Here is a 22,548-nt window from a genome sequence, read left to right as displayed (position 1 = left end):
TCGAACGGTTCGAGCGGCACCTGCATGACGATCTCGTGGCCGCTCTGCCTGGCTGCCTGCATCCAGCGGCCGATGCTGTTGCCTTGCGGCGCGAAAGCCAGCGTCACTTCCGCCGGCAGCTTGGCGATGGCCGCCTGGGTGCCGGTCTGCGAAACCGAAAGCCCGCCGATGACGATCGCCACCCGTGCGCCGCGCCCGCCCGACCAGGGCCGCGCATAGACGTCGAACGGCCGCCTGCCATCCGTGGCGCGCACCGGCAACGGCCCGGTCTCGCTGGTCTCGATCAGCGCCTTGTCTGGAATATGCGCGATCTTCAGGTTCTGGCCGATAGTCGACGGATCGCGAATGACGATCGCTGCCTTGGGCGGCCCATCGCCCTCCTCCGTCTGCACATGGATGATCTGCGGCCCGCCTGATTTGACCGGCGCCTCCGGCTTCGGGGTCGATGCGGGCGGCGCAGGGGCAGGCTCGGCCGCCGCGGTCACTTTCGGCGTTGAAACGGCAACCTCTTGCGGCTTTCTAAACGGCTTTTCCCTGAGCGCGATTGCGCCGGAGACGCCGGCCACCGCCAGCACGGCCACTGTCGCCATGATCGCACTGCCTTTGATCTTGCCGGCGGCGCGCGGCGACCGGACTGCCTGTCCGAGCGGGCGTTCGATGTCCTTGCCGATATCAGCCAAGCCTAATCCCCGGGCACATGGCTCCGAAGACGAAGCCGCTTCGAAAAGACATGCGCGAATTCATCAATCCCGGCGCACCCCGCGCCATGTCTCGGGAGCTTTGCCTCGCCCCCCGAATCAAACTGCCGGAACCTCTCGGTCCCGGCAGCATCGCATTGCTTCCATCTGGCTCAAACAGAAAGATGGGGCGGCGCGTGCGCCGCTCCAGATCCTTACTGGTTGAGAACCGCCTTTTGCGGATTGGGCGGGAAGGACGGATCGGTCTTCTGGCCACGCAGCAGCTGCTCGGCATAGATGAGCTGCAGATCGTCTTTCGGATCCGGCGGCACATAGGCGGCCGAGCCCGAACCCGTCGTGCTCTCGTCGGCGCCCTTGATATGGCCCTTGAGATCGGATTCGCCACGTGTCAGATCCCTGCCCTGCAGTTCCGGCGGCAGTGGCTGTTCGACCTTGATGTCGGGAGTGATACCCTTGCCCTGGATCGACTTGCCGGACGGCGTGTAATAGAGCGCCGTCGTCAGCCGCAGCGCACCATTCTCGCCGAGCGGAATGATGGTCTGCACCGAACCCTTGCCGAAGGACTGCGTGCCGACCACCGTGACACGGCGCAGGTCCTGCAGCGCGCCGGCGACGATTTCCGACGCACTGGCCGAACCGCCATTGACCAGGACGATCATCGGCTTGCCGTTGATGTCGTCGACCTGCTTGGGCTTGGCGTCGAAGCGGGTGACGTCCTTGGGGTCGCGGCCGCGCGTCGAGACGATCTCGCCGCGGTTGAGGAAGGCATCGGACACGCTCACCGCCTGGTCGAGCAGGCCACCCGGATTGAGGCGGAGATCCAGAACGTAGCCCTTCAGCTTGTCGTCGGGAATCTGCTTCTTGATGGTGTCGATGGCGTTCTCGAGGTCGTCATAGGTCTTTTCGGTGAAGGAGGTGATCTTCATGTAGCCGATGTCGTTCTCCACCCGGAACTTGACCGCCTTGACCTTGATGATGTCGCGCACGACCGTCAGTTCGATCGGCTTGTCGGCGCCCTGGCGCAGGATGGTCAGCTTGATCGGCGTGTTGACCAGGCCGCGCATCTTGTCGACCGCATCGTTGAGGGTCAGACCGCGAACCTCTTCGCCGTCGATCTTGGCGATGTAGTCGCCGGCCAGCACGCCTGCCTTGGCGGCCGGCGTGTCGTCGATCGGCGTGATCACCTTGACCAGATCGTTCTCCATGGTGACCTCGATGCCGAGGCCGCCGAACTCGCCCTTGGTCTGGACGCGCATATCCTGCGCCTGCTCGGCATTCATGTAGGAGGAGTGCGGGTCAAGCGAGGCCAGCATGCCGTTGATGGCATTCTCGACCAGCGACTTGTCGTCGGGCGGTGTCACATACTGTGCCCGCACCCGCTCGAAGATATCGCCGAAGATCGCCAGTTGCTTGTAGGTCTCCGACCCTGCAGCGTTCGCCGCCGAGCCGGGCGCGCCATAGACCAGGCTCATGGCGGACGCGCCCATCAGCGCACCGGCAAACAGAAGCGACAGTTTCCGCATTATTCACGTCCTTCCAGAAAAACGGTCCGCCCACCATGGGGCCGGATCGACGGGTTTTCCATCCTTGCGGAACTCGACATAGAGTTCCGGCGTGGCATTTCCATTCTTCGAAACCGAGGTGCTCGCCACCCGGGCCTCTCCCATCGCACCGATCGGCTCTCCTGCAAGCACTGATTGACCGGTCGCGACGCTGATTCTGCTCATCCCCGCCAAAACGACATGATAGCCGTCGCCTGCGTTCAGGATCAAGAGTTGACCATAAGAGCGAAACGGCCCCGCATAAAGCACATTTCCATCCGCCGGCGCGGTAACGATGGCTCCCGATTGTGTCGCAACCATGTCGCCAAGCATCACCGCGCCGTTACCGTCATCGGCGCCGAATCGCCGCTTGATACGGCCGGTCACCGGCAGCGCGATCTGTCCCTGAAGGGCCGAAAAGGGCACCGCGGCGGCAAGTTGGTTGCTTTCCGGAACGGGCAGCGACGCCAGTTCCGCCGGCGCCGATGTGTTGTCGCCGCTTGCCGTCTTCTGCTCGGCGGCCTTGGCAGCATCGGCAGCCTTGCGGCTCTTGTCGGCCTGCGCTTCGAGCGACGCGATCAACTCCTTCAGGCTGCCGGCCTTGGCCGCCAGCGCTTCGGATCGCTGCTTTTCGGCGGCCATTTGCGTCTGCGTGTCGGCTTCGAGCTTCTGCTTGGCCTCCAGCAGCATGCCGAGCCGCTTCTTTTCCGCCGTCTGGTCGCCGACCGCCGCCGTCAGCCGCGCCCGTTCGGCCTCGATCGACGCCGTGATCCTGGTCTGTTCCTTGAGATCGGCAAGCAGGCTATCGGTCTGCTGGCGCAGTTCCGGCACCACCGCGCCGAGCAGGATGGCGCTGCGCACCGACGACAGCGCGTCCTCGGGCTTGACCAGGATCGCCGGCGGCGGGTTGAGGCCCATGCGCTGCAGCGCGCCCAGCACTTCGGCCAGAACGTCGCGCCGCGCCATCAGCGAGGCGCGGATCTTCTGTTCCTGGCCCTTCAGTCCTTCCAGCCGGGCGCCGATGTCCTCGATGTCCTGGCCGAGCTTCTGCTCGGTCATCGCCGACTGGATCAATGCGGCGGTGATCGAGGCGTGATCCTTCTTGATCGTCGCGATATCGGCGGAGAGTTTGGCCAATCGTTCCGACGACAGCGTGATCTCCTTCGAGACCCGTTCATATTCGGCCCGGCTCTGATCCGGATCGGGAGCCATGTCGAGCGTGTTTTCCGCCCGCCCCGCATGCAGCGACAGCACAAGCACCGCCACCGCGATGCCGCAGCGTGCGCGCCATGAGCCCGTTCTTGATTTTCTGTCTTCAGACATTGAAGCCCGACTCTATGCGTGGCTTCGTTAACGAACAATCAACCATGTTCGAAACCGCCCACTCGATGCAATCTTGCCTCGGCATTGGGGCGGAAATCCGGGTGTACTGCACCAATTCACCGGTTCACGAGCAATGATAGGGATGTCCCGAAAGGATGGTGGCCGCCCGATAAAGCTGCTCTCCCAGCATCACGCGCACCAGCTGATGCGGCCATGTCAACAATCCGAACGACATCACCAGTTCGGCCTGGTCGCGCAGCGACTGATCGTGACCGTCGGCGCCGCCGATGGCGATGACCAGCGCCTTGCGGCCACCGTCACGCAACAGGCCGAGGCGCCCGGCGAAATCTTCCGAGGAAAAGCTTTTGCCGCGTTCGTCCAGCAGGATCAAAGCGATGCCGGGCTGCAACTGCGTCTGCAGCTTCTGGCCTTCCTCACGCCGGCGCTCGTTGGCGGTCTGGCTGCGCCCCTCGGCAATCTCGGCAATGCCGCCAAATTCAAGCCCCACGGCTGGGCCGCTCTTGGCGAAGCGCTCGAAATAGCGGTCGGCAAGCAGCTTTTCGGGGCCGGCTTTCATCCGGCCCACGGCATGAACTGATATCTTCATCCTCGCCTTGTAAGCCGCGCGAACGACTTAGTGGAGCGTTTCTTCCTCGAGGTCCGGCGCCTGCCACATCTTTTCGAGATTGTAGAATTCGCGGACTTCGGGGCGGAAGACATGGACGATGATGTCGCCAGAATCGATCAGGACCCAGTCGGCGCCGGACAGCCCCTCAACGCGCGCGGTGCCGAGACCGGCATCCTTGATCGCTTTGAGAAGATGATCGGCGACAGCCGCGACATGACGGTGCGATCGGCCCGAAGCGACGACCATGTAGTCGCCGAGGCTCGATTTCCCCTGGATGTCGATGGAGACAATGTTTTCGGCCTTGGAGTCTTCCAGACTGGCAAGGACTGTCTTGATGGCGCGGGACACGGCGTCGTCTACGCTGATCCTGGCCGGCGAAGGCATGATATCGGCCTTCTTCCGCAGTGCTGTTCTCAGTGTATTTCCTTTCGCAGCAAGAACAACCAAATCACCCCTTGAAGCAGGTGACACCACTTAGATAGGCAGAGTTCCCTGACAGTTTCAAGACGGGACCCTGCCTCGCACGAACGTATTGTCGCTCTTGTGGTTCCGCTGCACGCCGGAAAAGATCGGAACCCTCACCGCCCGCATGGGTTATCGGCTCACCGACCAACCGGATTTCCCCCATGCCGATCGACCCGCAAAACGCCTTTCTCAGCGTCCAGGCTGGCCTTGCCCAACTGAGCACGCTGATTGTTTCGTACTCCTTCTCGGCCATCGGTGCCGTCATCCTCTTGATTGTCGGCTATATCGTCGCCGGTCTTGCCGAACGTTCGATCTTCGCCGGTCTCGGCCATATCCATGGTTTCGATGCCACGTTGCGGCATTTCTTCTCCAAGATCGTCCGCTACGCCATCCTGATCCTCGTCACCATCATGGTGCTCGGCCAGTTCGGCGTGCAGACGGCCTCGATCATTGCCGCGATCGGTGCCATTGGCCTCGCCATCGGTCTGGCGTTGCAGGGCACGCTGCAGAACATCGCCGCCGGCATCATGCTTCTGGCGCTGCGGCCGTTCCGCATCGGCGAATCCGTCGAGGTTGGTTCGATCGCCGGCACGATCGAGGAAATCGGTCTGTTCGCGACCAAGCTCAGGACCGCCGACGGCGTCTACATCCTGGCGCCCAACTCGACGTAGTGGAACCAGCCGGTGCGCAACTTCTCGCGCAACGGCGTACGCCGCAGCGACATCACACTCTCCATCGGCTCCTGGAATGACATCGACAGGGCGCAGAAAACCTTGCTTGCCACTGCCGCGGCCGAACGGCGAGTGAAACGTGAGCCGGCGCCGATCGCTTTCGTCTCGACATTGGGTGACAGCACTGTTTCGATTGCCTTGCGCTATTGGACATCGTCGGCGGACTTCTTCGCCACCCAGACTGATCTCACCAAGCGCGCCAAACAGGAATTCGATAGCGAAGGCATATCGATCCCGCTGCCGCCGCCGGAAGCGCCCCAACCCGAAGCCCGCCGGCAATAGTCGGTTGGCTCAGTGCCGGCCCTCATCGTCCGGTGAGAAGGCAAGTTCGACCGGCAAAGGCGCCTGCGCCGTCATCGGTGCGAAACTGCCGGTTTCACCGACCGGGACCGCACGCGTCGTGAACACGCGCAGAAGCACGAACAGGCAGAAGGCTGCGGCGATGAGAACAGCCACATAGATGAAAGCCTGCGTTCCGAAGACGGCCGAAAGCGCCGTCACGATGCCGGGCACGACGAAACCCGACAACGACCAGGCAAACAAAAGCGAACTGGACAGCGCCACCATGTCGTCCTTGCCGGCGCGGTCGGCGGCATGTGCGCTGGCCAGCGAATAGATCGATTCCGAGGCGCCGTCCCACACGATGTAGATCACAACCAACGCGGCCAACGCGCCGCCATCGAACCCGAGCGCAAACAGGCCGGCAACCATGGCGAGCGCGGATGCGGCGATCAGCACATAGCGGCGGTCGGTTCGGTCGGAAATCCAGCCAAGCGGGATCTGCAGGATCAGAGTGCCGAGAGGCATCGCCGAAAGCAGCAGCGCCACATCGGCCTGGCTGTAGCCCTTGGCCGTGGCGTGGATCGGCGCGAAGCCCGCAATCGACATTGACAGGCCGCCGACCGCAAGCATGCCGGCGACGCCGACCGGTGAAACCCGCCAGGCACGGCGCAGCGCCACCGAGGCCGCCTGCGGTGCCGGCGGCTGGGCAAGTCGGGTCATCCCGACGGGAAGGATCGATAGCGCCGTGAAGACGATGCCGATCAGCGGCGCATCCGCTGTCCTGATATCGACCAGCGCCAGCGTCGCGTAGCCGACCCCGAGCCCGGCGACATAGGCAACGTAGAAGAAAGCCATCACCCGGCCGCGGATGGCGTTGGCAACGGCGTCGTTGAGCCAGCTCTGCGCGACGATGAACAGGCCGCAGATGGCAAAGCCGTAGAGCGCGCGGGCGGCTATCCACAGCAGCGGATGGACCCCGGCGCCGACAGCGGCGTTGGCCAGTGCGATCAGCGCCGACAACACCATGAAGGCACGGGCATGGCCGACCCTTCGCACCAGCGGTCCGGTCAGGATGCAGCCCGCCAGCCCGCCGGCCGAAAGTCCGGTGATGATCAGCCCGGCCCAGGTCGGATCGAAACCCTCGGCGCCGAGCCGAACCGGGATATAGGCAAACATCAGCCCGTTGCCGACGGCTATCAGTGCCATCGACACGATGACGCTGGCAATCGCGATCAGCGGTGTGGGCTCAGCCTGCTCGGCTTCGCTGCGGGTTTTCCTGGGAATCGACATGCCTGCTCAGGATTGCCCATGAAACGGGCAAAGGGAGCGATAAAAGCGACATGGGCGGGCGGTCGGGCTCACCCCTTCGCCAGCTTGCGGATCGCACTTGATGACAGCGACGAGCGCGGGCCGTGGATAAAGGTCCAGGCCGGCGCTTTCATGCGGGCAAGCCGCGGCGCATCGCCCTCGTCGATGCGGGCATAGTCGAAGGTCTTGGCGACGACGGAGGACAGGAACGACAGCGTCGCGCCCGGACGGTCGATGACGGCGATCGGGAAGGTCATAACGATCTCGCGCCAGCGCTGCCAGCGGTGGAAATCGCGCAAACTATCCGCCCCCATGATCCAGACGTAGTCGACCCCGGGATTGCGCGCCTTGACCAGCGCCAGCGTGTCGGCGGTGTAGCGGACGTGATGGGCGGCTTCGAACGCGGTGACCTTGATCTTCGGGTTCTTGGCGATCTGCTCCGACAGCTGCAGCCGTTCGCCGAGCGGCGCCAGTTCCCTGGTGTTCTTCAGCGGATTGCCCGGCGTGACCATCCACCACAATTGGTCGAGCGCCAGGCGTCTGAGCGCGATCTCGGCGACCAGCGCATGGCCGGCATGCGGCGGATTGAACGAGCCGCCGAACAGGCCGACGGCGAGGCCTTTCTCGGCATGCGGCATCTTCAGGTAACGGGAGGGTACCGCCGGTTCGGAAGATGCCAGCATTGCCTCAGGCTCTGACAACGAAAAGATTCAAGGCCTCACCTGTCCCGACCCGCGCACGCGGTATTTGAACGAGGTCAGTTGCTCGACGCCGACCGGTCCGCGCGCATGCATCTTGCCGGTGGCTATGCCGATCTCGGCGCCCATGCCGAACTCACCGCCATCGGCGAACTGCGTCGATGCGTTGTGCAGCAGGATCGCCGAATCGATCTCGTTGAAGAATCTTTCGACGGCTTGCGCGTCCTCGGCGACGATCGCCTCGGTGTGATGCGAGGAAAACGTCTCGATATGCTCGATGGCACCGGCAACGCCGTCGACCAGCTTCACCGCGATGATGGCGTCGAGATATTCGGTCACCCAGTCGGCATCGATCGCCGTCTTGGCATCGAAAAACACTTTCAGCACGTCGGCATCGGCATGGATTTCGCAGCCGGCCGCTCGAAGCGCGTCGAGGATCGGCACCAGATGGGTGGAGGCAACCGCCCGGTCGACCAGCAGCGTCTCGGCGGCACCGCAGACGCCGGTGCGCCGCATCTTGGCGTTGACGGCTATCCGCACCGCCATGTGGAGATCGGCCGAGCGGTCGATGTAGAGATGGCAGATGCCTTCGAGATGCGCGAAAACCGGCACCCGTGCCTCAGCCTGCACGCGCCCGACGAGGCTTTTGCCGCCGCGCGGGATGATGACATCCAGCGTGCCGCCGAGGCCCTTCAGCATCTCGCCAACGGCGGCGCGATCGGTGGTCGGCACCAGCTGGATGGCGTCTTCCGGCAGGCCGGCTTCCTTCAGCCCTTCGACCAGACAGGCATGGATGGCGGCCGATGAATTGAGCGAATCCGAGCCGCCACGCAGGATCACCGGATTGCCGGCCTTGAGGCACAGCGCACCGGCATCGGCGGTGACGTTCGGGCGGCTCTCATAGATAACGCCGACGACGCCGAGCGGCGTGCGCACGCGCTCGATATGCAGGCCGTTCGGCCGGTCCCATTGCGCCATCACATCGCCAACCGGATCCCGTAGCGCGGCGATTTCCCTGATGCCGACGGCCATGGCGCGAATGCGCGCCGGATCGAGCTTCAGCCGGTCCATGAAGGAGGCGGAAAGCCCGGATTCCTGGCCGTTCGAGACATCGATGGCGTTGGCGTCGAGAATGTCCTGCTCACGAGCGACGATCGCCTCTGCCATGGCGAGGAGTGCGGCGTTCTTGGCGGCGGTCGTGGCAATGGCCAGCGGTCGGGCGGCAGCGCGGGCACGACAGCCGATATCGGCCATCGTTGCTACGGTGTCATCCCCGGATTTTTCATGCAGTTTCAGCATGGCTCATCCTCCGCTTACATCGCCACCGACCGTGACTTGGTCACCGGCCCCTGTTTGGTCGCCGGCCCGTACTTGGTCACCCGAATGGCTCACCACAAGGTCGTCGCGGTGGATCATCGCCGAACGCGCCTCGTAGCCGAGCACGGTTTCGATCTCGGTCGTCTTCAGGCCCGCGATCCTTACGGCATCGGCCGCATCGTAGGCAACCAGCCCGCGCGCGATCTCGCGGCCCTCGGGCGACAGGATCGCCACCGTGTCGCCGCGCGAGAAATTGCCGCTGACCAGCTTGACGCCGGCCGGCAGCAACGACTTGCCCGACAGCAGCGCACCGATGGCGCCGGCATCGACCGTAAGCCGGCCGGCCGGTTCGAGCTGGCCGGCGATCCAGGTCTTGTAGCCCTTGACCGGGTTGCTGCTCGGCCGAAAGAAAGTAGCGCGCTCGCCGCGTTCGATCGCCATCAGCGGCGACAACCGCGTGCCCGACGTGATGATCATCGCGGTGCCGGCGGCGGTGGCGATCTTGCCGGCATCGAGCTTCGTGCGCATGCCGCCGCGCGACAGCTCGGAAGCGGCCGCACCCGCCATCGCCTCGATATCGGGCGTGATGCGGTCGACCACCGGAATGAATTTGGCCTGAGGGTCACGCGCCGGCGGCGCCGTATAGAGGCCATCGATGTCGGAGAGCAGCACCAAAAGATCAGCACCCATCATGGTGGCGACGCGAGCCGCCAGCCGGTCATTGTCGCCATAGCGGATTTCGGACGTCGCCACCGTGTCGTTTTCGTTGATGACCGGCACCGCCTTCATCTTGAGCAGCGTCGAGATCGTTGCCCGCGCATTGAGATAGCGGCGGCGCTCCTCGGTGTCGCCGAGCGTCAGCAGGACCTGGCCCGATTTCAGGCTGCCCTTGCCGAGCGCATCCGACCACGCGCCGGCCAATGCGATCTGCCCGACGGCTGCCGCGGCCTGGCTCTCTTCGAGCTTCAAGGCGCGCTTGCCGAGACCAAGGATCGTGCGGCCAAGCGCGATGGCGCCGGACGAGACGACAAGGATTTCAGCGCCGCCCTTGGCCAGCGCCGCAATGTCGTCGGCGAGCGAGGCCAGCCAGTCGCGCTTCAGGCCTGTCGCGCGGTCGACGAGCAGCGCCGAGCCGATCTTGACGGTGATGCGCCGATATTTTCCCAGCGACTGCATCGTCCTACTTTTCCCAGCGCGTCTCGACTGGCGCAGCGATCTGCGCACGCGCCTCGGCCACCACCGACATCAGCGCCCGCAGCACCGCCTCGACACCTTCGCCGGTGACGGCCGACAACAGCATCGGTGCGCGGCCGGCGGCACGCTTCAGCGAGGCGACTTTCTTCTTGCGCGCATCGGCGTCGAGCGTGTCGACCTGGGAAAGTGCCACAATCTCGACCTTGTCGGTCAGGCCGTTGCCATAGGCCTCGAGCTCCGCGCGGACGGTCTTGTAGGCTTTGCCCGGATTTTCCTCCTGCGCCGAAACCAGATGCAACAGCACACGCGTGCGCTCGACATGGCCAAGGAAGCGGTCCCCGATGCCGACGCCCTCATGCGCGCCTTCGATGAGGCCCGGAATATCGGCGATGACGAATTCGCGCGCGTCGATGCGGGCAACGCCGAGGCCGGGATGCAGCGTCGTGAACGGATAGTCGGCGATCTTCGGCTTGGCTGCGGTGACCGCCGCCAGGAATGTCGACTTGCCGGCATTGGGCAGCCCGACCAGCCCGGCATCGGCGATCAGCTTCAGCCGCAGCCAGATGTTGAGCTCCTGCCCCGGCAGGCCGGGATTGGCGCGGCGCGGCGCCTGGTTGGTCGATGTCTTGAAATGCTGGTTGCCGAAACCGCCATTTCCGCCCTTGGCCAGCAGAAAGCGCTGGCCGACCACGGTCAGATCGCAGATCAGCGTCTCGTTGTCCTCTTCGAACACCTGCGTTCCTGCCGGCACCTTCAGCGTGACATCGGCGCCCTTGGCACCGGTCATGTTGCGGCCCATGCCGTGGACGCCGGTCTTGGCCTTGAAATGCTGCTGGTAGCGGTAGTCTATCAGCGTGTTCAGCCCGTCGACGGCCTCCAGCCAGACATCGCCGCCACGGCCGCCATCACCGCCGTCCGGCCCGCCGAACTCGATGAACTTTTCGCGCCGGAACGACACCGAACCAGCGCCACCGTCACCGGAGCGGATGTAGACCTTGGCTTGATCGAGAAATTTCATGGGATTGTACAGTTTCTACTAGTGGCCTTGCGGCATTGCTCTAAACCTTGGCCCTTGCTCTAAACCAAGGCGCGGCGAAGGGCGAGGCCGTTTTGTGACAATGGCCGCGCGGGATCGGCCGGAGAGATGCCGGAATGAAGCTTGTAACCTACAACATCCAGTACGGCATCGGCCTCGACGGGCAGTACGATGTCGGACGCATCGCTGATGCCGTGCGCGGCGCCGATGTGATCGCTCTGCAGGAGGTGACCCGCAACAATCCCCGGAATGGCGGCCGCGACATGGTCGCCGAGATCGGCGAGGCGCTGCCCGACTATTTCGCCGTCTATGGCAGCAATTTCGAGGCCAATATCGGTTCGCACATCGACAACGGCCGTGCCGTCACGAAAACCTTCCAGCTCGGCAACATGGTGCTGTCGAAAACACCTATTCATCTGTCGCGCAACCTGCTTTTGCCGCGCAGCCGCAGCTTCGAGATGATGAACTTCCAGCGTGGCGCGCTGGAAGCGCTGATCGAGACGCCGCTTGGTTTCATCCGCTTCTATTCCATCCATCTCGATCACCGCAGCCCCGTCGAACGCGCCAGCCAGATCCAGTTCCTGCGCCAACGCATGCTGAACTACGCGCTCGAAGGTGGCGCGCTGTCCGGCGTCGCCGAGATCGGCCTGCCGGAATTGCCGCATCCCGAAGCCTTTGTCGGTATGGGCGATTTCAACATGTTGGCCGGCTCACCCGAATATGTCGAACTCGCCGGCCGGCCGGATCATGAATTCGGCATGCCGCTGACCGCCGACTTCGCCGTTGATGCCGCCTTGCGCCTGAACGCCACCGGCGACGATCTCATCAGCTGGGTCGATCCCAAGCAACCCACCGATCCCAGCCGCCACAAGCGCATCGACTACATCTTCACCAGCGCGTCGCTCGCCAAATCCCTGCAGCGCCTGTGGGTTGACCGGAAAGCGGACGGTTCGGACCATCTGCCGGTCTGGGTCGAACTGGGCTGATCCAGGTTTGCCTCCCATTGGTTTCGCGCCGTACCCGATGTGAGTCGAGATTCAGGTCAGGCCGAGCCGAGAATAGTGGCTTCCGAGAACCGGAGCGGAGCGTACTTTTCGTACGCGAGCACCGGAAGCGCAGGAAACCGCCATTCGCAGGCCGGCCTCACCTGAATACGGCACACATCAAAAGTGGACCCAGTTCCGCAGGCTCGTCCAGGTCTTGCGATCGAGCCGGTAGCGCTCGACCGGAACCTGGCCGGCGACAATCGAATTCAGCATGCCCTGGCCGGCATATTGGAACCCGCATTTGTGGATGACGCGGCGCGAGGCCGGATTGATGACCCGGGTCGAGGCATGCAGAACCTGGATCGACGTCCTCTGGAAGGCGAGATCGACCAGCGCATGTGCCGCCTCGGTCGCATAGCCCTTCTTCCAGTGCGGCTCGCCGATCCAGTAACCGAGCTCCAGCCCGCGATCGGTGGTGTTGAGACCGGCGCAGCCGACGAAAGTGTCGGTGCCGGCCAGCGTCAGGGCATAAGCGATACCGGCCCGGCGCGACTTGGTCATGGCCAGGAAAGAGCGCGCCTCGGGCTCGCCATAGGGGTGCGGCATGCGGGCCAGCATTTCGGCGACATGGCGGTTGTCGGCAAGTTCGACCAGTTGCGCGACATCGCCCTCGTGTGGCGCCCGCATCACCAGCCGCTCGGTGACCAGCACCGGACAATCTATCGCGTAACTTTCGTCTTCTGAGTCTTCCGCTTCGGCAACCATTTGAAAGTCCTCCAGGCACAAGAAAAAGGGGAGATGGAAACCCATCTCCCCTGATCCTTTTCCTGGCTTTGCCAGACACCGGTCCCGAGATGGGCGCCGGTGTTCTAGTGCGGAACCGGCTACTCCGCGGCTTTGGCAATCGGGTTGACCGATACGTAGGTTCGGCCGTTGGCTTTTTTGTTGAACGTCACGGCGCCGGTCTCGAGCGCAAAAAGCGTATGGTCCGTGCCCATGCCGACATTGACGCCGGGATGCCACGTGGTGCCGCGTTGACGAATGATGATGTTGCCCGGGATGACGGCTTCGCCGCCGAACTTCTTCACGCCCAGACGCTTGGAATGCGAGTCGCGACCGTTGCGCGACGAGCCGCCAGCTTTCTTGTGTGCCATCTAACTAACTCCGTTGCGCCGCAAGGCGCCTAAAAGGCCTTATGAACGCGTTCGCGTTCCGTTTCAAGTCCGATCCGGCGACCAGGTCGCCAGAAAATTACTTCGCAGCCAATTCCTTGGCCTGCTCGCGCCAGTCCTTGATCTGGTCGGCGCTGAAGGACATGTGCTCGTCGATCTTGGCAACATCCTTGTCGGTCAGCTTGGCGAGCTGCGCGAAGGTGATGATGCCCTGCTCGTTGAGATCCTTGGCTGCGACCGGGCCGATGCCCTTGATCACGGTCAGATCGTCCGGCTCACCCTTCGGCGCCTTGAACAGCGGCCCTGCCGCGGTCTCGGCTGCCTTTGTCTCGGCTGCCTTCGCCTTGGGCTCCTTCTTCGGCGCAGCTTCCGCCTGCATCTCGGTGGCGGCCTCGGCCTTCACCTTCTTCGGCGCCTTGACCGATGCCGTCTTCGTCGGCTTGGCGCCACCCAGCAGGATCTCGGAGATCCGCACGGTGGTCAAAAGCTGGCGATGGCCGATCTTGCGGCGCGAATTCTGCCGGCGGCGCTTCTTGAAGGCGATGACGGTGCGGTTCTTGCCCTGTTCGACGACTTCGGCGGTGACCACCGCGCCGTCGACGAACGGCGCGCCGAACGTGACATTCTCGCCTTCGCCATGTGCAAGGACGTGGCCGATCTCGACCATATCGCCGACAGCGGCTTCGACTTTTTCGATCTTCAGGAGATCGTTGGCGGCAACGCGATACTGCTTGCCACCCGTTTTAATGACTGCGAACATTTTTTGCCTTTCGCTGTTCGGTCGGCCTTGATGAACCGCCTGAGGCAGTTCAGCCGTCTTTTTGTCAGTCTGCGGGTTCAAAAAACAAGCGGCGCGGAAAAACCCTCCACGCCGATTGCGCGCTGTCCCTAACCGAAGGTTGGGGGCGAGTCAAGGCAAACCAGCCGCGCCGTTTCCGAGACCGTCATTGGCGGGCACGGACCGGCTGTGCCGACATGCCCACGGCGTTGCCCCGCCTGGGCTGAGGATGGGTGACTGGTCGGCAATCTGCCTCGGGTCTCGCTGTACCCCAGCAGCCCGTGAATCCGCCGCTTGCCAAGCAAGCCAAATAACTGACGGATTGGCCTTGTAACCTGCCCGTTCAGCCGTTATCTAGTGCGCCGCGCCGGCAACGGCCGACCATGACCGCGGAGAGGTGGCAGAGTGGTCGAATGCACCGCACTCGAAATGCGGCATGGGTGCAAGCCCATCGGGGGTTCGAATCCCTCCCTCTCCGCCATTTAGCTTCCATAATAATCGTTTCCTTTCAAAAGCTTCCTTGTTGCGCTTGACCAGCGCGAAGCGAAACTTATCTTAGACTGTGTAACAAACTGTGTAACATTAGAGAAAGATAATGCGACGTTCCGCAGCGCCAAAGCCGCATAAACGTGAAGGCATCTGGTATCTCGTCCGCAGGGTGCCGAAGGAATTCGCGGCGTTTGATCGCCGCTGCCTAGTACGCATTTCCACGGGCGTCGCCGTGGCTGACGATCCCCGCGGTGTACGGGCGCGAGATGCAGTGCAAAGCCTCGGCGCGGGGCTGGAGGCGTATTGGCGTAGACTGCGGGAAGGCCAATCCGCCGAGGCGGGGCTGCGTTTCGAAGCCGCGAGGAAGCGCGCGCGGTCATTTGGATTGGCCTATCGCTCTAACGAGGAACTAGCAGCGGGGCCGCTCGACGAACTCATGGCCCGTATCAAGCTGCTCCTCGACAAAAAATCGATCGAGGACGCGCAGGACGTCTCGGCCGTCATGGGTGGGGAGAAGCGGCCAGCGGTCCGCCTGAGCGGTCTTATCAAGGAATTCGAGACGATCGAGCAACAGAACTTGCTGACCATGTCGCCTAACCAAATCAAGAAATGGCGTAACCCCAAAAAGCGCGCAGTTGCCAATCTGGTTGGAGTCATTGGCGACAAGGAGATCGCAAGCCTCACTCGGGACGACGCAATCGCGTTCCGCGAGTGGTGGCAAAAGCGGATCGTTGAGGATGGACTTGATATCGGTACGGCCAACAAGGACATCGGCCATGTTTCGAAAATGCTGCGCGTCGTCGATCTGACTCACCAGCTCAAGCTGGAGCCGGTTTTTCGAAACCTGCGTCTTTCCGGCGCCGTCCCCGGGCAACGCGCTGCGTTCACAGCGGAGTTCATTCAGGAGAAGATACTCGCTGAAGGCGCGCTCGACGGACTCAATGACGAAGCCCGCCATCTAATCTATGTGATTGCCGATACCGGACTCAGGCTTTCTGAAGCGGCAAACCTCACCACCGAAACAATCCACCTCGATCAAGAAATCCCGCATGTGCGGGTGCGCCCCAATGGCCGTCGCTTGAAGACCGGTCATTCAGCCCGTGACATTCCCTTGGTTGGCGGCGCACTTGCAGCCATCAAGCTCCATCCGGACGGCTTTCCTCGTTATCGCGACAAGGCCGCGTCACTTTCAGCGCTCGTCAACAAGGTGCTCGCCAGCAAGGAACTTCTGCCGACTTCCGAGCATAGTCTTTATAGCCTGCGACACACTTTCGAGGACCGGCTGACGGCAGTTGAGGCGCCGGAGAAGGTAATTGCTTCTCTGATGGGCCACAAATGGATCCGGCCCAAATACGGCGCGGGACCTTCGTTAGCGCAAAAGCGCGAGTGGCTTCAAAAAATCGCTTTTACCCCGCCCGGGCGAATGTGATTGCGGCGCCATCCAGGCCTTGAGAACCAACCTCACGGCTCCAGCTGTCCGAGCCATTTAGGTTGAGCGTGGCCAGCACGCGCTGCGCTCGCTCGCGATTTCCGAGCTTCCGCCGCATTTGTTCGACCTCGTATTCCAGCCTTTCGAAGGTCGGTATATAGGCATCTCCATGCCGGATGACCAAGTAGGCGGCAACAGCTAGACAGCATTCTAGCTCCGTGGCCGATGGATCGGAAAAAGGGGCGACGCCATACCAAGACGAGCAACGCCTCTCGAGGGCTTCCGAACTAGGCAAACGGCCAGCATGTGGCATGGGATAGAAACCTATGCCTGATCGACGAACCTAAAGTGCTCACGAAGCTTGACCGGTACGCGGGCCATCGGAGGGTTCTGCCTAAAACCGCCAAAAATTTTGAAACACCCATTCATCCGGCTCGAATTCAAAGGGATCGGCGATTTTTGGGTTATGGCTTGCAAGCATAGTTCAGCCCAGACAAGAACGCCTGATATCTTGTCGTTCACTGTCACCCTGCCAAATATGGTGCCGGTGACAACGGCAGTTTGGCGAGCAGAAGAATTCCCGAGACTGAGACGTTCTACGGCTTGGCCCATGTTCGCGCTCCTCCTCGATTGGAGACAGGATGGGCCATATGGAAGCGAATAAAAGGAGGTTGGTGACGAGTCTCGGTAGTGGAGTAGAAACGGGTGGAAAAGCTTGCGCTATTCGCCGTCGGCGCCGCTAAGCGCATTTGAGAGAAGGGGCAACGATCGCCAAGAGATGACGTCCGATCGCAAGCCGGCTAGAAATGCGACAGTGACGCGCCTTTTTTGGCACGACCTTAGCACCCGATCGGGCCTCAGCTGGTCGTCGTTGCGCAGCCGATCGGGTGCGATTTTTATAAAGCTCTCTTGGCTTTAGCTTTGAGAGCCCGTCATCGAGACAAATGCAAGGGAACGGTCCCGCCCCCTGGGGACATTCGACATGCCGTGGCAGCTTCCTATGGTGAGCCAGCGCATTCCGATACACGTTTTCCGCGCTCTACCGTTGCTCCAGCACCTGTGCTGAGGCTGAGCGCTTGATCAGGACCCGACCGCTGCTGTTGCGGGATGGTGACTGGGTTGAGGTCGCGAAAACCTTGACCGCGGGTACGTTGTTCATCCGGATGAGCGCTGAGCCGAGAAGCAGCCAAGAACGCTTCCCGTAATCGAATCCTACGGGAACCGCGAAACCAGCGTCCAAGGGACGCAATTCTCCGACGTCGTTCACTCAAGCTCATCTCGCAACTTGAACGCTTGCATGAAGCCGCTGCATGTGCGCCGGTGGACCGGATTGCTGCTATCCAAACCACGTGCTCAGTTTCGCCCCCGTAATAACTCTACCGTCCGAAACGGCTTTCGCGCGTCAGGTCCACCCCACATGAAAGTTCCGCGAGCAGCACGGACGGAGAGGCCGGTCACAACTCCTTCGCGTGCTCTTTTACTACCGAATCAAGTGCCAAATGGAGAGGCACTGCCTTAGAGAACAGGAAGCCCTGCGCGGTTCTGCAGCCAAGCTTGTACAGAGTTTGCCGATCTGCCTCTGTTTCAACGCCCTCGGCCATGACCTCGATCCCGAGCGTCCTACCAAGATCAATCACCGCTTTGACAAGCAGCCGATTCTCCCGGGACTTGGCTAAGCCGCGAATGAAGCCCTGATCTATTTTCACTTTCCTGATCCGACTGTCCTTGAGCGATGCCAACGTCGAAAAACCGGTGCCGAAGTCCTCGAGCGCGATAGAAATGCCAGCATGTGAAAGCTGGCCGAGCTTTTCATCCACTCTGTCCGGATCCACTGGGGCTTCTTCGGTAATCTCGATGTCGAACATCGTTGCAGGGAGGTCTTTTGCCGCCAGACCATTAAGAATCATCTCGTCAATATCGCCAGCTTCCAACTCGCGCGGTGAAACATTCATCGCCACACGAACATCACGACGGTCAGCTTTGACCAAGCCCTCGATAAGAGCGCAACAGTCGGCGAATACCGTTTGAGTTAGCAGCTGAAGCATTCCAGTTTCGCGTGCCGCTGTCATGATCTCGGGCGGAGAAATGGGACCGTGAAGCGGGTGAGACCATCTTAGCAAGGCTTCAAAACCGACGACGGCTTCAGTTTCGAGTCTTACGATTGGCTGAAACCAAGCGACCAAGCTTCTCATCGTTATCGCCGAATGAAGATCGCGTTCGATTGACTGGCGGCGTTGCAGTTCCCGGGCTAGCTCGGCACCGAACAGACAAAATTCATTCCTGCCGCGGCGCTTAGCTGTGTAAAGGGCGATGTCGGCCCGCAACAACATTTCCGTCAGTCCGGGGTTTTCAGCCAAGTAGATTCCTATAGACGCTCCAATGCGGACGGATGCGATCCCAGGATAGGGGCGAGCAAGCTTGGCTATGAGATTGGACGCGAGATTGGTGGGAGAAGGAGAATTCTTTCGCGAAGAAAAAACCAGCACGAATTCATCCCCACCGATGCGGGCGAGCGTTGAGCCCTCCGGTGCTTCTTCCTCTATTCGGCGGGCGATCCTGGCAAGCAGCTCGTCACCCGTTCTGTGACCGTAGGTACCGTTGACAGATTTGAACCCGTCCAGATCAATCAGCATGGCCACAAAGGGTCCATCGGTGTTCTCAAACTGATCGATTGCATGTTCGAGGCCCCGCCTGTTGAGGAGCGCGGTAAGATGGTCCTCCCTGGAATTGCGCTCCATTTCCGCGGCAAGCCGCTCGGCTTGATGTCTCAGGCGGCTCGCGTCACGGAAGCGCGCTTGTCCAACGAACGAGGATCGAACCAGGCCGCCCTCGAAAAGCAGGACGGCAAAAGCCCGAATGTAGTTTTCCGGGGCTCCCTTCGTCAGCAAACATGCGGCGGCAATGAGGAGTGGCGGTGTGATGAAGCATATCGCTGCCGCAGCATATGAGCTGCCGTACGTGACCGCGCCAGCTGAAATGCCCGCCAGAATTATTAGATGCAGCGATGCTTGAGACGTCGTGTATCCAGCCGTTAGGATGGCAAGGAATGACCAGGTGAATCCCGCCAGAAGAGCAAGCCTGCCAAACCAGCGAAGCCGCAGCCAAACCCGTGTCAGATCATCCTGGACTCCGGGTTCCTTCAGCTGATGACGGGCGAGTGCAAGGCGGGCGGCATTTATCGCATTAACGACCGAAAACCAGGCCGCGCCAGCAAGACCGTTCCCGGAAAGGGCCTGCACGGTCAAAATCAGCCCGGACAGCACAATGCTTATCGGCATTGAGACGAAAAGGCCTGCCCTCAGATCAGCGAGCTGGTCCTGAAGGATTCTCGCCTCCAGCGGATCTTCTTTTCCAAGGCTGGACGGGTCAGCTTGCTTACTCCTGCTTGTCCGCAGCCTATGCAGCCCCCCTGAAGGACGGGTTAATTCTTCAATCGGAGATCAGCGTCGGGGAGCAGGATTACTCCGGTGCATCATGCACTCTCTCCCATCGCTCGCCCAGCACGCGCAAAAATGCGACTGCTGGTGCAGTATCACCGCTGGAGCTCCGCCGATATCCCATGCCGGACAAGGGGAACATGTTGGGCAAAGCGAAGCCCCAGATGCCTTGCAAGCCGTGCCGCCAGGTGGTCTCTGGAGTAGAGTCCAATCAATATGTTCGTTGCATGGTAGAGCGGCGCCGCCGACAGGCGCAGCCGCCTTTCGTATATATGCAGCATGTCGGGGTCGCCAACATTGCGGCCGTCGCGGCACGCAGTCATGATTCCACGGGCGAGTTGCTTCTGGCTGCTGAGACCGATGTTGAATCCGTGAGCGGTCACCGGGTGCATGCCGATGGCAGCGTCGCCGATGAGTGCGGCGCTCGGCGCCCGGAATTTGTGCGCCCAGGTCGTGACCAGCGGATAGGTGTGGCGCTTGCTTGCCAAGGTCATTTTTCCAAGGCGCCCTCGACACCGTTTCGTCAACTCCGACAGGAACAAATCATCATCGAAGGCAAGCAGTCTATAGGCCTCGTTTGAGCGCAATGTGAGCAGCAGCGACGACATGCCCTCCGCGAGGGGCAACATCGCTATCGTCTGATGGTGATCGAACCATTCGATGGCGATCTGGTGGTGGGCGCGCTCGTGCCTCACTCGGCAAATCAGCATCGAGTGGCCAAGCCGGTTGATATCGGCGCCGATGCCTAGCAGATCACGCGTGGCGGACAAACGCGAATCCGCGGCAACAACCAGCCGAGCAGTTAAACGCGCGCCATTAGAGAGCGTTACGACTGCTCCTTCTTGGCTGTTTGTTGCATCGACGACCGAGTGGCCGCACAACAGCCGGGCGCGATCCTGCAAGCGGACGATTTTGAACAGCGCCTCGCGGATCCGGCAATTTGGAACCAAAACCCCCAGCGGTTCTCCAGAGTTGCTGGGAGGATCGAAACGAAGAGCGAATGCGCTCGAGCCGTTGAGCACGCGCGCGCCTTGAAGTGCTGATTTGTCCGAAGCCGGGATGACATCCCAGGCGCCGAGCTCGCGAAGGGTTCTGATCGAAGCGTTGGTCAGCGCGATTTCGCGACCATCGAAAGCCGGATTCGCCAGACTATCGAATGTGTTCTGTTCAACAACTGCCACCTTGAGTTCGCTTTGGGCAAGCGACGCAGCGAACGAAAGGCCGACCGGGCCGGCTCCAACGACAACGATGTCAAAATTATCGTCAGAGCCCATCAGCGTGCCGCCATCCGGTCGCCTATCCTCGTGTAACGGTGGAACTGAGCCGAGTGACATGAGCTCCGTGGCCGCCGCATTGCCTAAAGGCGCTGGGCCGGGAGATTCGCATCGATCGGCAACGAAGCACTCAAAGCGCTCAGAGGTGGATGCGGCTAACCGATCCCGCCCTTTGGCCGCGCAGCCGCGCAGATCGCCGCCAGCAAGCGAGACACTCGCGACGCTGGTCAGCCACGGCCGCGCCGCATCGATCGCCACATTCCACCTGGAACCCTTGCGCATACTACTCACGCTCCACGACGTCGAAGCGGGCTCTCTTGCGAGGGTATCGAACGTAGCGCTCTCTCTCGTCATCCCAGCCAAGGTAGCGGAAACTTTTATCCACGACCGCGCATATCTCATCAAGAACCTGCTGCATGGCTTCGATGTCGATGTCCTTGCAATTTAGTCGCCGATAGAGCAAAGCCCACGCGGCGACATAGTCGTCGAAATAGCGCGCGTCACTCGAACCAATGATCAACTTCGGACGGTTGATCGATCTCGAAAACGCACGTCCCAACCCCGATGATGCTCCGCAGCACGTTGACATCACGAGGATCTTCGGCGCTGGATGCGAGCCCTGGAACATTTCTACGAAGTCAGCCCAAAGAAGGCCACTTCGCCCACTGGACGAAGCGATCCCGTCACCATTGCCGTGCCCGGCGATGTGAAGCACGTCGCACTCCGCCTCCATCGCTCGTACTACAGCCTCACCAAATTTCGTTCGGTTCAACGCCATGTGGAGCTCCGCGCGGATGTTGACAGCCTTTAACAAGTGCTGCACGATCGGTCCCTCTTGCCTGTCGGCGAAGTAGTCATTTGCATTGTGGCAGTCGATGATGTGTACGGTGTTCATGGTACTCCAGCCGCTTGTTCGTTCATCGTCGTGACGAGCGGACACCACGCGCGCGGAACCGCGTGACGTGCGCTGGGTTCCGGTACCGTCGCATAGCCTCAAGGCGCGGGCCGGGAATCGGGATGGATCGGCAACGACGCACACAACCCATCAAAGGCGAAAGCTGTTGATCGGCCCCCGTGTCCGCGCAGCCACGCGGATGGTCAGCCAGCAAGCGAGATACACACGACGCCGGTCAGCTAATGGCTGCGCCGTAAGCACAAGGCATGGCCGACCACACGACAGAAAACCCAGAACCGTGAAGGTGCTGATAATGACGACCAATCTTTCCGTAAGTCATGCATTTCTCCGTCGAAGACTGGTCAATAGAACACACCGATGAGTATGACCCTGATCTGGATCAGCCAGACATGACCAATCGGCACTGGCGGTTCACGGTCAGGTGATCGACCGTGACGTTCCACTTTGGAACCCGTGCGCACATGGCCAAGCTCTCGTCCGGCCACGCGAGGTACTCTCGTGGCATCAGCCGCCTCATACTGGGTGCAATGGGAGGCAGTCCTTCGCACGACAGAGGCTTTTCACAAATGTAGTGTGCAGCTTAGGTCAAGATGGTCATGGAGCATGGAGCATGGACAGCTTGTTCCCGACCGAGCCGGCTCGACTGACGAGCGCGATCCGCGCATCTTATGCACAGCGGATTGAAATCAGCGTTCCGGTTTGTCGTCCCGATCAATTAGTATCCGCTCGGCGGCTCCGTCGAGATCTTCGTATTGACCGCTTCGCAATGCCCAGACGAAGCCGGACACACCCAGTGCACCCAGAAAAAGGGCCACTGGTATGAGATAGAGCAACGTCGTCACGAGG

Annotated in this window: 19 protein-coding genes, 1 tRNA gene and 1 pseudogene; 4 read left to right on the top strand and 17 right to left on the bottom strand. The window is 61.6% G+C overall.

Features of this window, described 5'->3' with window-relative positions; genetic code table 11:
• From EOB49_RS13210 to rsfS, 5 genes are all read right to left on the bottom strand, one after another.
• Positions 1-680, bottom strand: a 680-nt coding sequence (locus EOB49_RS13210) for a divergent polysaccharide deacetylase family protein (protein ID WP_206526110.1), incomplete at its 3' end; no start/stop codon positions are given.
• Between the two features lie 212 nt (positions 681-892).
• Entirely contained in the window at positions 893-2,224 is a 1,332-nt protein-coding gene (locus EOB49_RS13205) for a S41 family peptidase (RefSeq protein ID WP_024502881.1), read from the bottom strand.
• Positions 2,225-3,562 carry a murein hydrolase activator EnvC gene (locus tag EOB49_RS13200; protein ID WP_127267093.1) on the bottom strand — a complete coding sequence of 446 codons (1,338 nt, stop codon included), beginning with the start codon at positions 3,560-3,562 and terminating at the stop codon, positions 2,225-2,227.
• A 124-nt stretch (positions 3,563-3,686) separates the two neighbouring features.
• Positions 3,687-4,169 (bottom strand): 23S rRNA (pseudouridine(1915)-N(3))-methyltransferase RlmH, encoded by a 483-nt coding sequence (gene rlmH / locus EOB49_RS13195; protein WP_127381211.1) that lies wholly within the window; start codon positions 4,167-4,169, stop codon positions 3,687-3,689.
• 27 nt (positions 4,170-4,196) lie between these two features.
• Positions 4,197-4,574, bottom strand: a complete 378-nt coding sequence (rsfS, locus tag EOB49_RS13190; protein ID WP_013529073.1) for a ribosome silencing factor — start codon at positions 4,572-4,574, stop codon at positions 4,197-4,199.
• 242 nt (positions 4,575-4,816) lie between these two features.
• Here rsfS and EOB49_RS13185 point away from each other — a divergent pair.
• A pseudogene (locus EOB49_RS13185) lies at positions 4,817-5,668 on the top strand (mechanosensitive ion channel domain-containing protein).
• 9 nt (positions 5,669-5,677) lie between these two features.
• Here the strand turns inward: EOB49_RS13185 and EOB49_RS13180 are convergent.
• The 5 genes from EOB49_RS13180 to obgE all read right to left on the bottom strand — a co-directional run bounded on the left by EOB49_RS13180 (position 5,678) and on the right by obgE (position 11,203).
• Complete coding sequence (locus EOB49_RS13180; RefSeq protein WP_127381210.1) at positions 5,678-6,958, bottom strand: MFS transporter; 1,281 nt, start codon at positions 6,956-6,958, stop codon at positions 5,678-5,680.
• Positions 6,959-7,026: 68 nt separating this feature from the next.
• Complete coding sequence (locus EOB49_RS13175; RefSeq protein ID WP_245466327.1) at positions 7,027-7,659, bottom strand: nicotinate-nucleotide adenylyltransferase; 633 nt, start codon at positions 7,657-7,659, stop codon at positions 7,027-7,029.
• A gap of 27 nt (positions 7,660-7,686) precedes the next feature.
• The gene (locus EOB49_RS13170) at positions 7,687-8,973 is read right to left on the bottom strand and encodes a glutamate-5-semialdehyde dehydrogenase (protein WP_127381209.1); all 1,287 of its coding nucleotides are present in this window, start codon (positions 8,971-8,973) and stop codon (positions 7,687-7,689) included.
• A 3-nt stretch (positions 8,974-8,976) separates the two neighbouring features.
• A complete protein-coding gene (gene proB / locus EOB49_RS13165) occupies positions 8,977-10,167 on the bottom strand; it encodes a glutamate 5-kinase (protein ID WP_127266817.1) in 1,191 nt (396 codons plus the stop codon).
• Positions 10,168-10,171: 4 nt separating this feature from the next.
• Positions 10,172-11,203, bottom strand: a complete 1,032-nt coding sequence (obgE, locus tag EOB49_RS13160; protein ID WP_127266818.1) for a GTPase ObgE — start codon at positions 11,201-11,203, stop codon at positions 10,172-10,174.
• A gap of 134 nt (positions 11,204-11,337) precedes the next feature.
• Between obgE and EOB49_RS13155 the strand changes: the two genes are divergently transcribed.
• On the top strand, positions 11,338-12,207 hold the full coding sequence (locus EOB49_RS13155; protein ID WP_127381208.1) for an endonuclease/exonuclease/phosphatase family protein: 870 nt from the start codon (positions 11,338-11,340) through the stop codon (positions 12,205-12,207).
• Between the two features lie 177 nt (positions 12,208-12,384).
• Here EOB49_RS13155 and EOB49_RS13150 read toward each other — a convergent pair whose 3' ends face one another.
• The 3 genes from EOB49_RS13150 to EOB49_RS13140 form a co-directional block, all read right to left on the bottom strand.
• Entirely contained in the window at positions 12,385-12,972 is a 588-nt protein-coding gene (locus EOB49_RS13150; RefSeq protein WP_164781666.1) for a GNAT family protein, read from the bottom strand.
• 119 nt (positions 12,973-13,091) lie between these two features.
• Positions 13,092-13,361: a 50S ribosomal protein L27 gene (gene rpmA, locus EOB49_RS13145; protein ID WP_013529063.1), complete on the bottom strand. Its 270-nt coding sequence runs from the start codon at positions 13,359-13,361 to the stop codon at positions 13,092-13,094.
• Between the two features lie 97 nt (positions 13,362-13,458).
• Positions 13,459-14,139: a 50S ribosomal protein L21 gene (locus EOB49_RS13140; protein WP_127381206.1), complete on the bottom strand. Its 681-nt coding sequence runs from the start codon at positions 14,137-14,139 to the stop codon at positions 13,459-13,461.
• Positions 14,140-14,548: 409 nt separating this feature from the next.
• Here EOB49_RS13140 and EOB49_RS13135 point away from each other — a divergent pair.
• Positions 14,549-14,638 (top strand) — tRNA-Ser (locus EOB49_RS13135).
• Between the two features lie 114 nt (positions 14,639-14,752).
• On the top strand, positions 14,753-16,075 hold the full coding sequence (locus tag EOB49_RS13130; protein WP_126057794.1) for an integrase: 1,323 nt from the start codon (positions 14,753-14,755) through the stop codon (positions 16,073-16,075).
• A 1,454-nt stretch (positions 16,076-17,529) separates the two neighbouring features.
• Here EOB49_RS13130 and EOB49_RS13125 read toward each other — a convergent pair.
• From EOB49_RS13125 to ccoS, 4 genes are all read right to left on the bottom strand, one after another.
• Positions 17,530-19,353, bottom strand: coding sequence for an EAL domain-containing protein (locus EOB49_RS13125; RefSeq protein ID WP_245463523.1), 1,824 nt, complete (start codon positions 19,351-19,353; stop codon positions 17,530-17,532).
• A 254-nt stretch (positions 19,354-19,607) separates the two neighbouring features.
• Positions 19,608-20,789, bottom strand: a complete 1,182-nt coding sequence (ubiM, locus tag EOB49_RS13120; RefSeq protein WP_185928959.1) for a 5-demethoxyubiquinol-8 5-hydroxylase UbiM — start codon at positions 20,787-20,789, stop codon at positions 19,608-19,610.
• Between the two features lie 280 nt (positions 20,790-21,069).
• On the bottom strand, positions 21,070-21,681 hold the full coding sequence (locus tag EOB49_RS13115) for a hypothetical protein (RefSeq protein WP_127317709.1): 612 nt from the start codon (positions 21,679-21,681) through the stop codon (positions 21,070-21,072).
• Positions 21,682-22,388: 707 nt separating this feature from the next.
• Positions 22,389-22,544 carry a cbb3-type cytochrome oxidase assembly protein CcoS gene (gene ccoS / locus EOB49_RS13110; protein ID WP_081714250.1) on the bottom strand — a complete coding sequence of 52 codons (156 nt, stop codon included), beginning with the start codon at positions 22,542-22,544 and terminating at the stop codon, positions 22,389-22,391.
• Between the last annotated feature and the right edge of the window lie 4 nt (positions 22,545-22,548).

Origin of the sequence: Mesorhizobium sp. M7A.F.Ca.MR.148.00.0.0 (assembly GCF_003997735.1) — a bacterium.
Lineage (GTDB): Bacteria > Pseudomonadota > Alphaproteobacteria > Rhizobiales > Rhizobiaceae > Mesorhizobium.
Note: the sequence above shows the minus strand (reverse complement) of the source record. Positions and strands in the feature narration are given on the sequence as shown.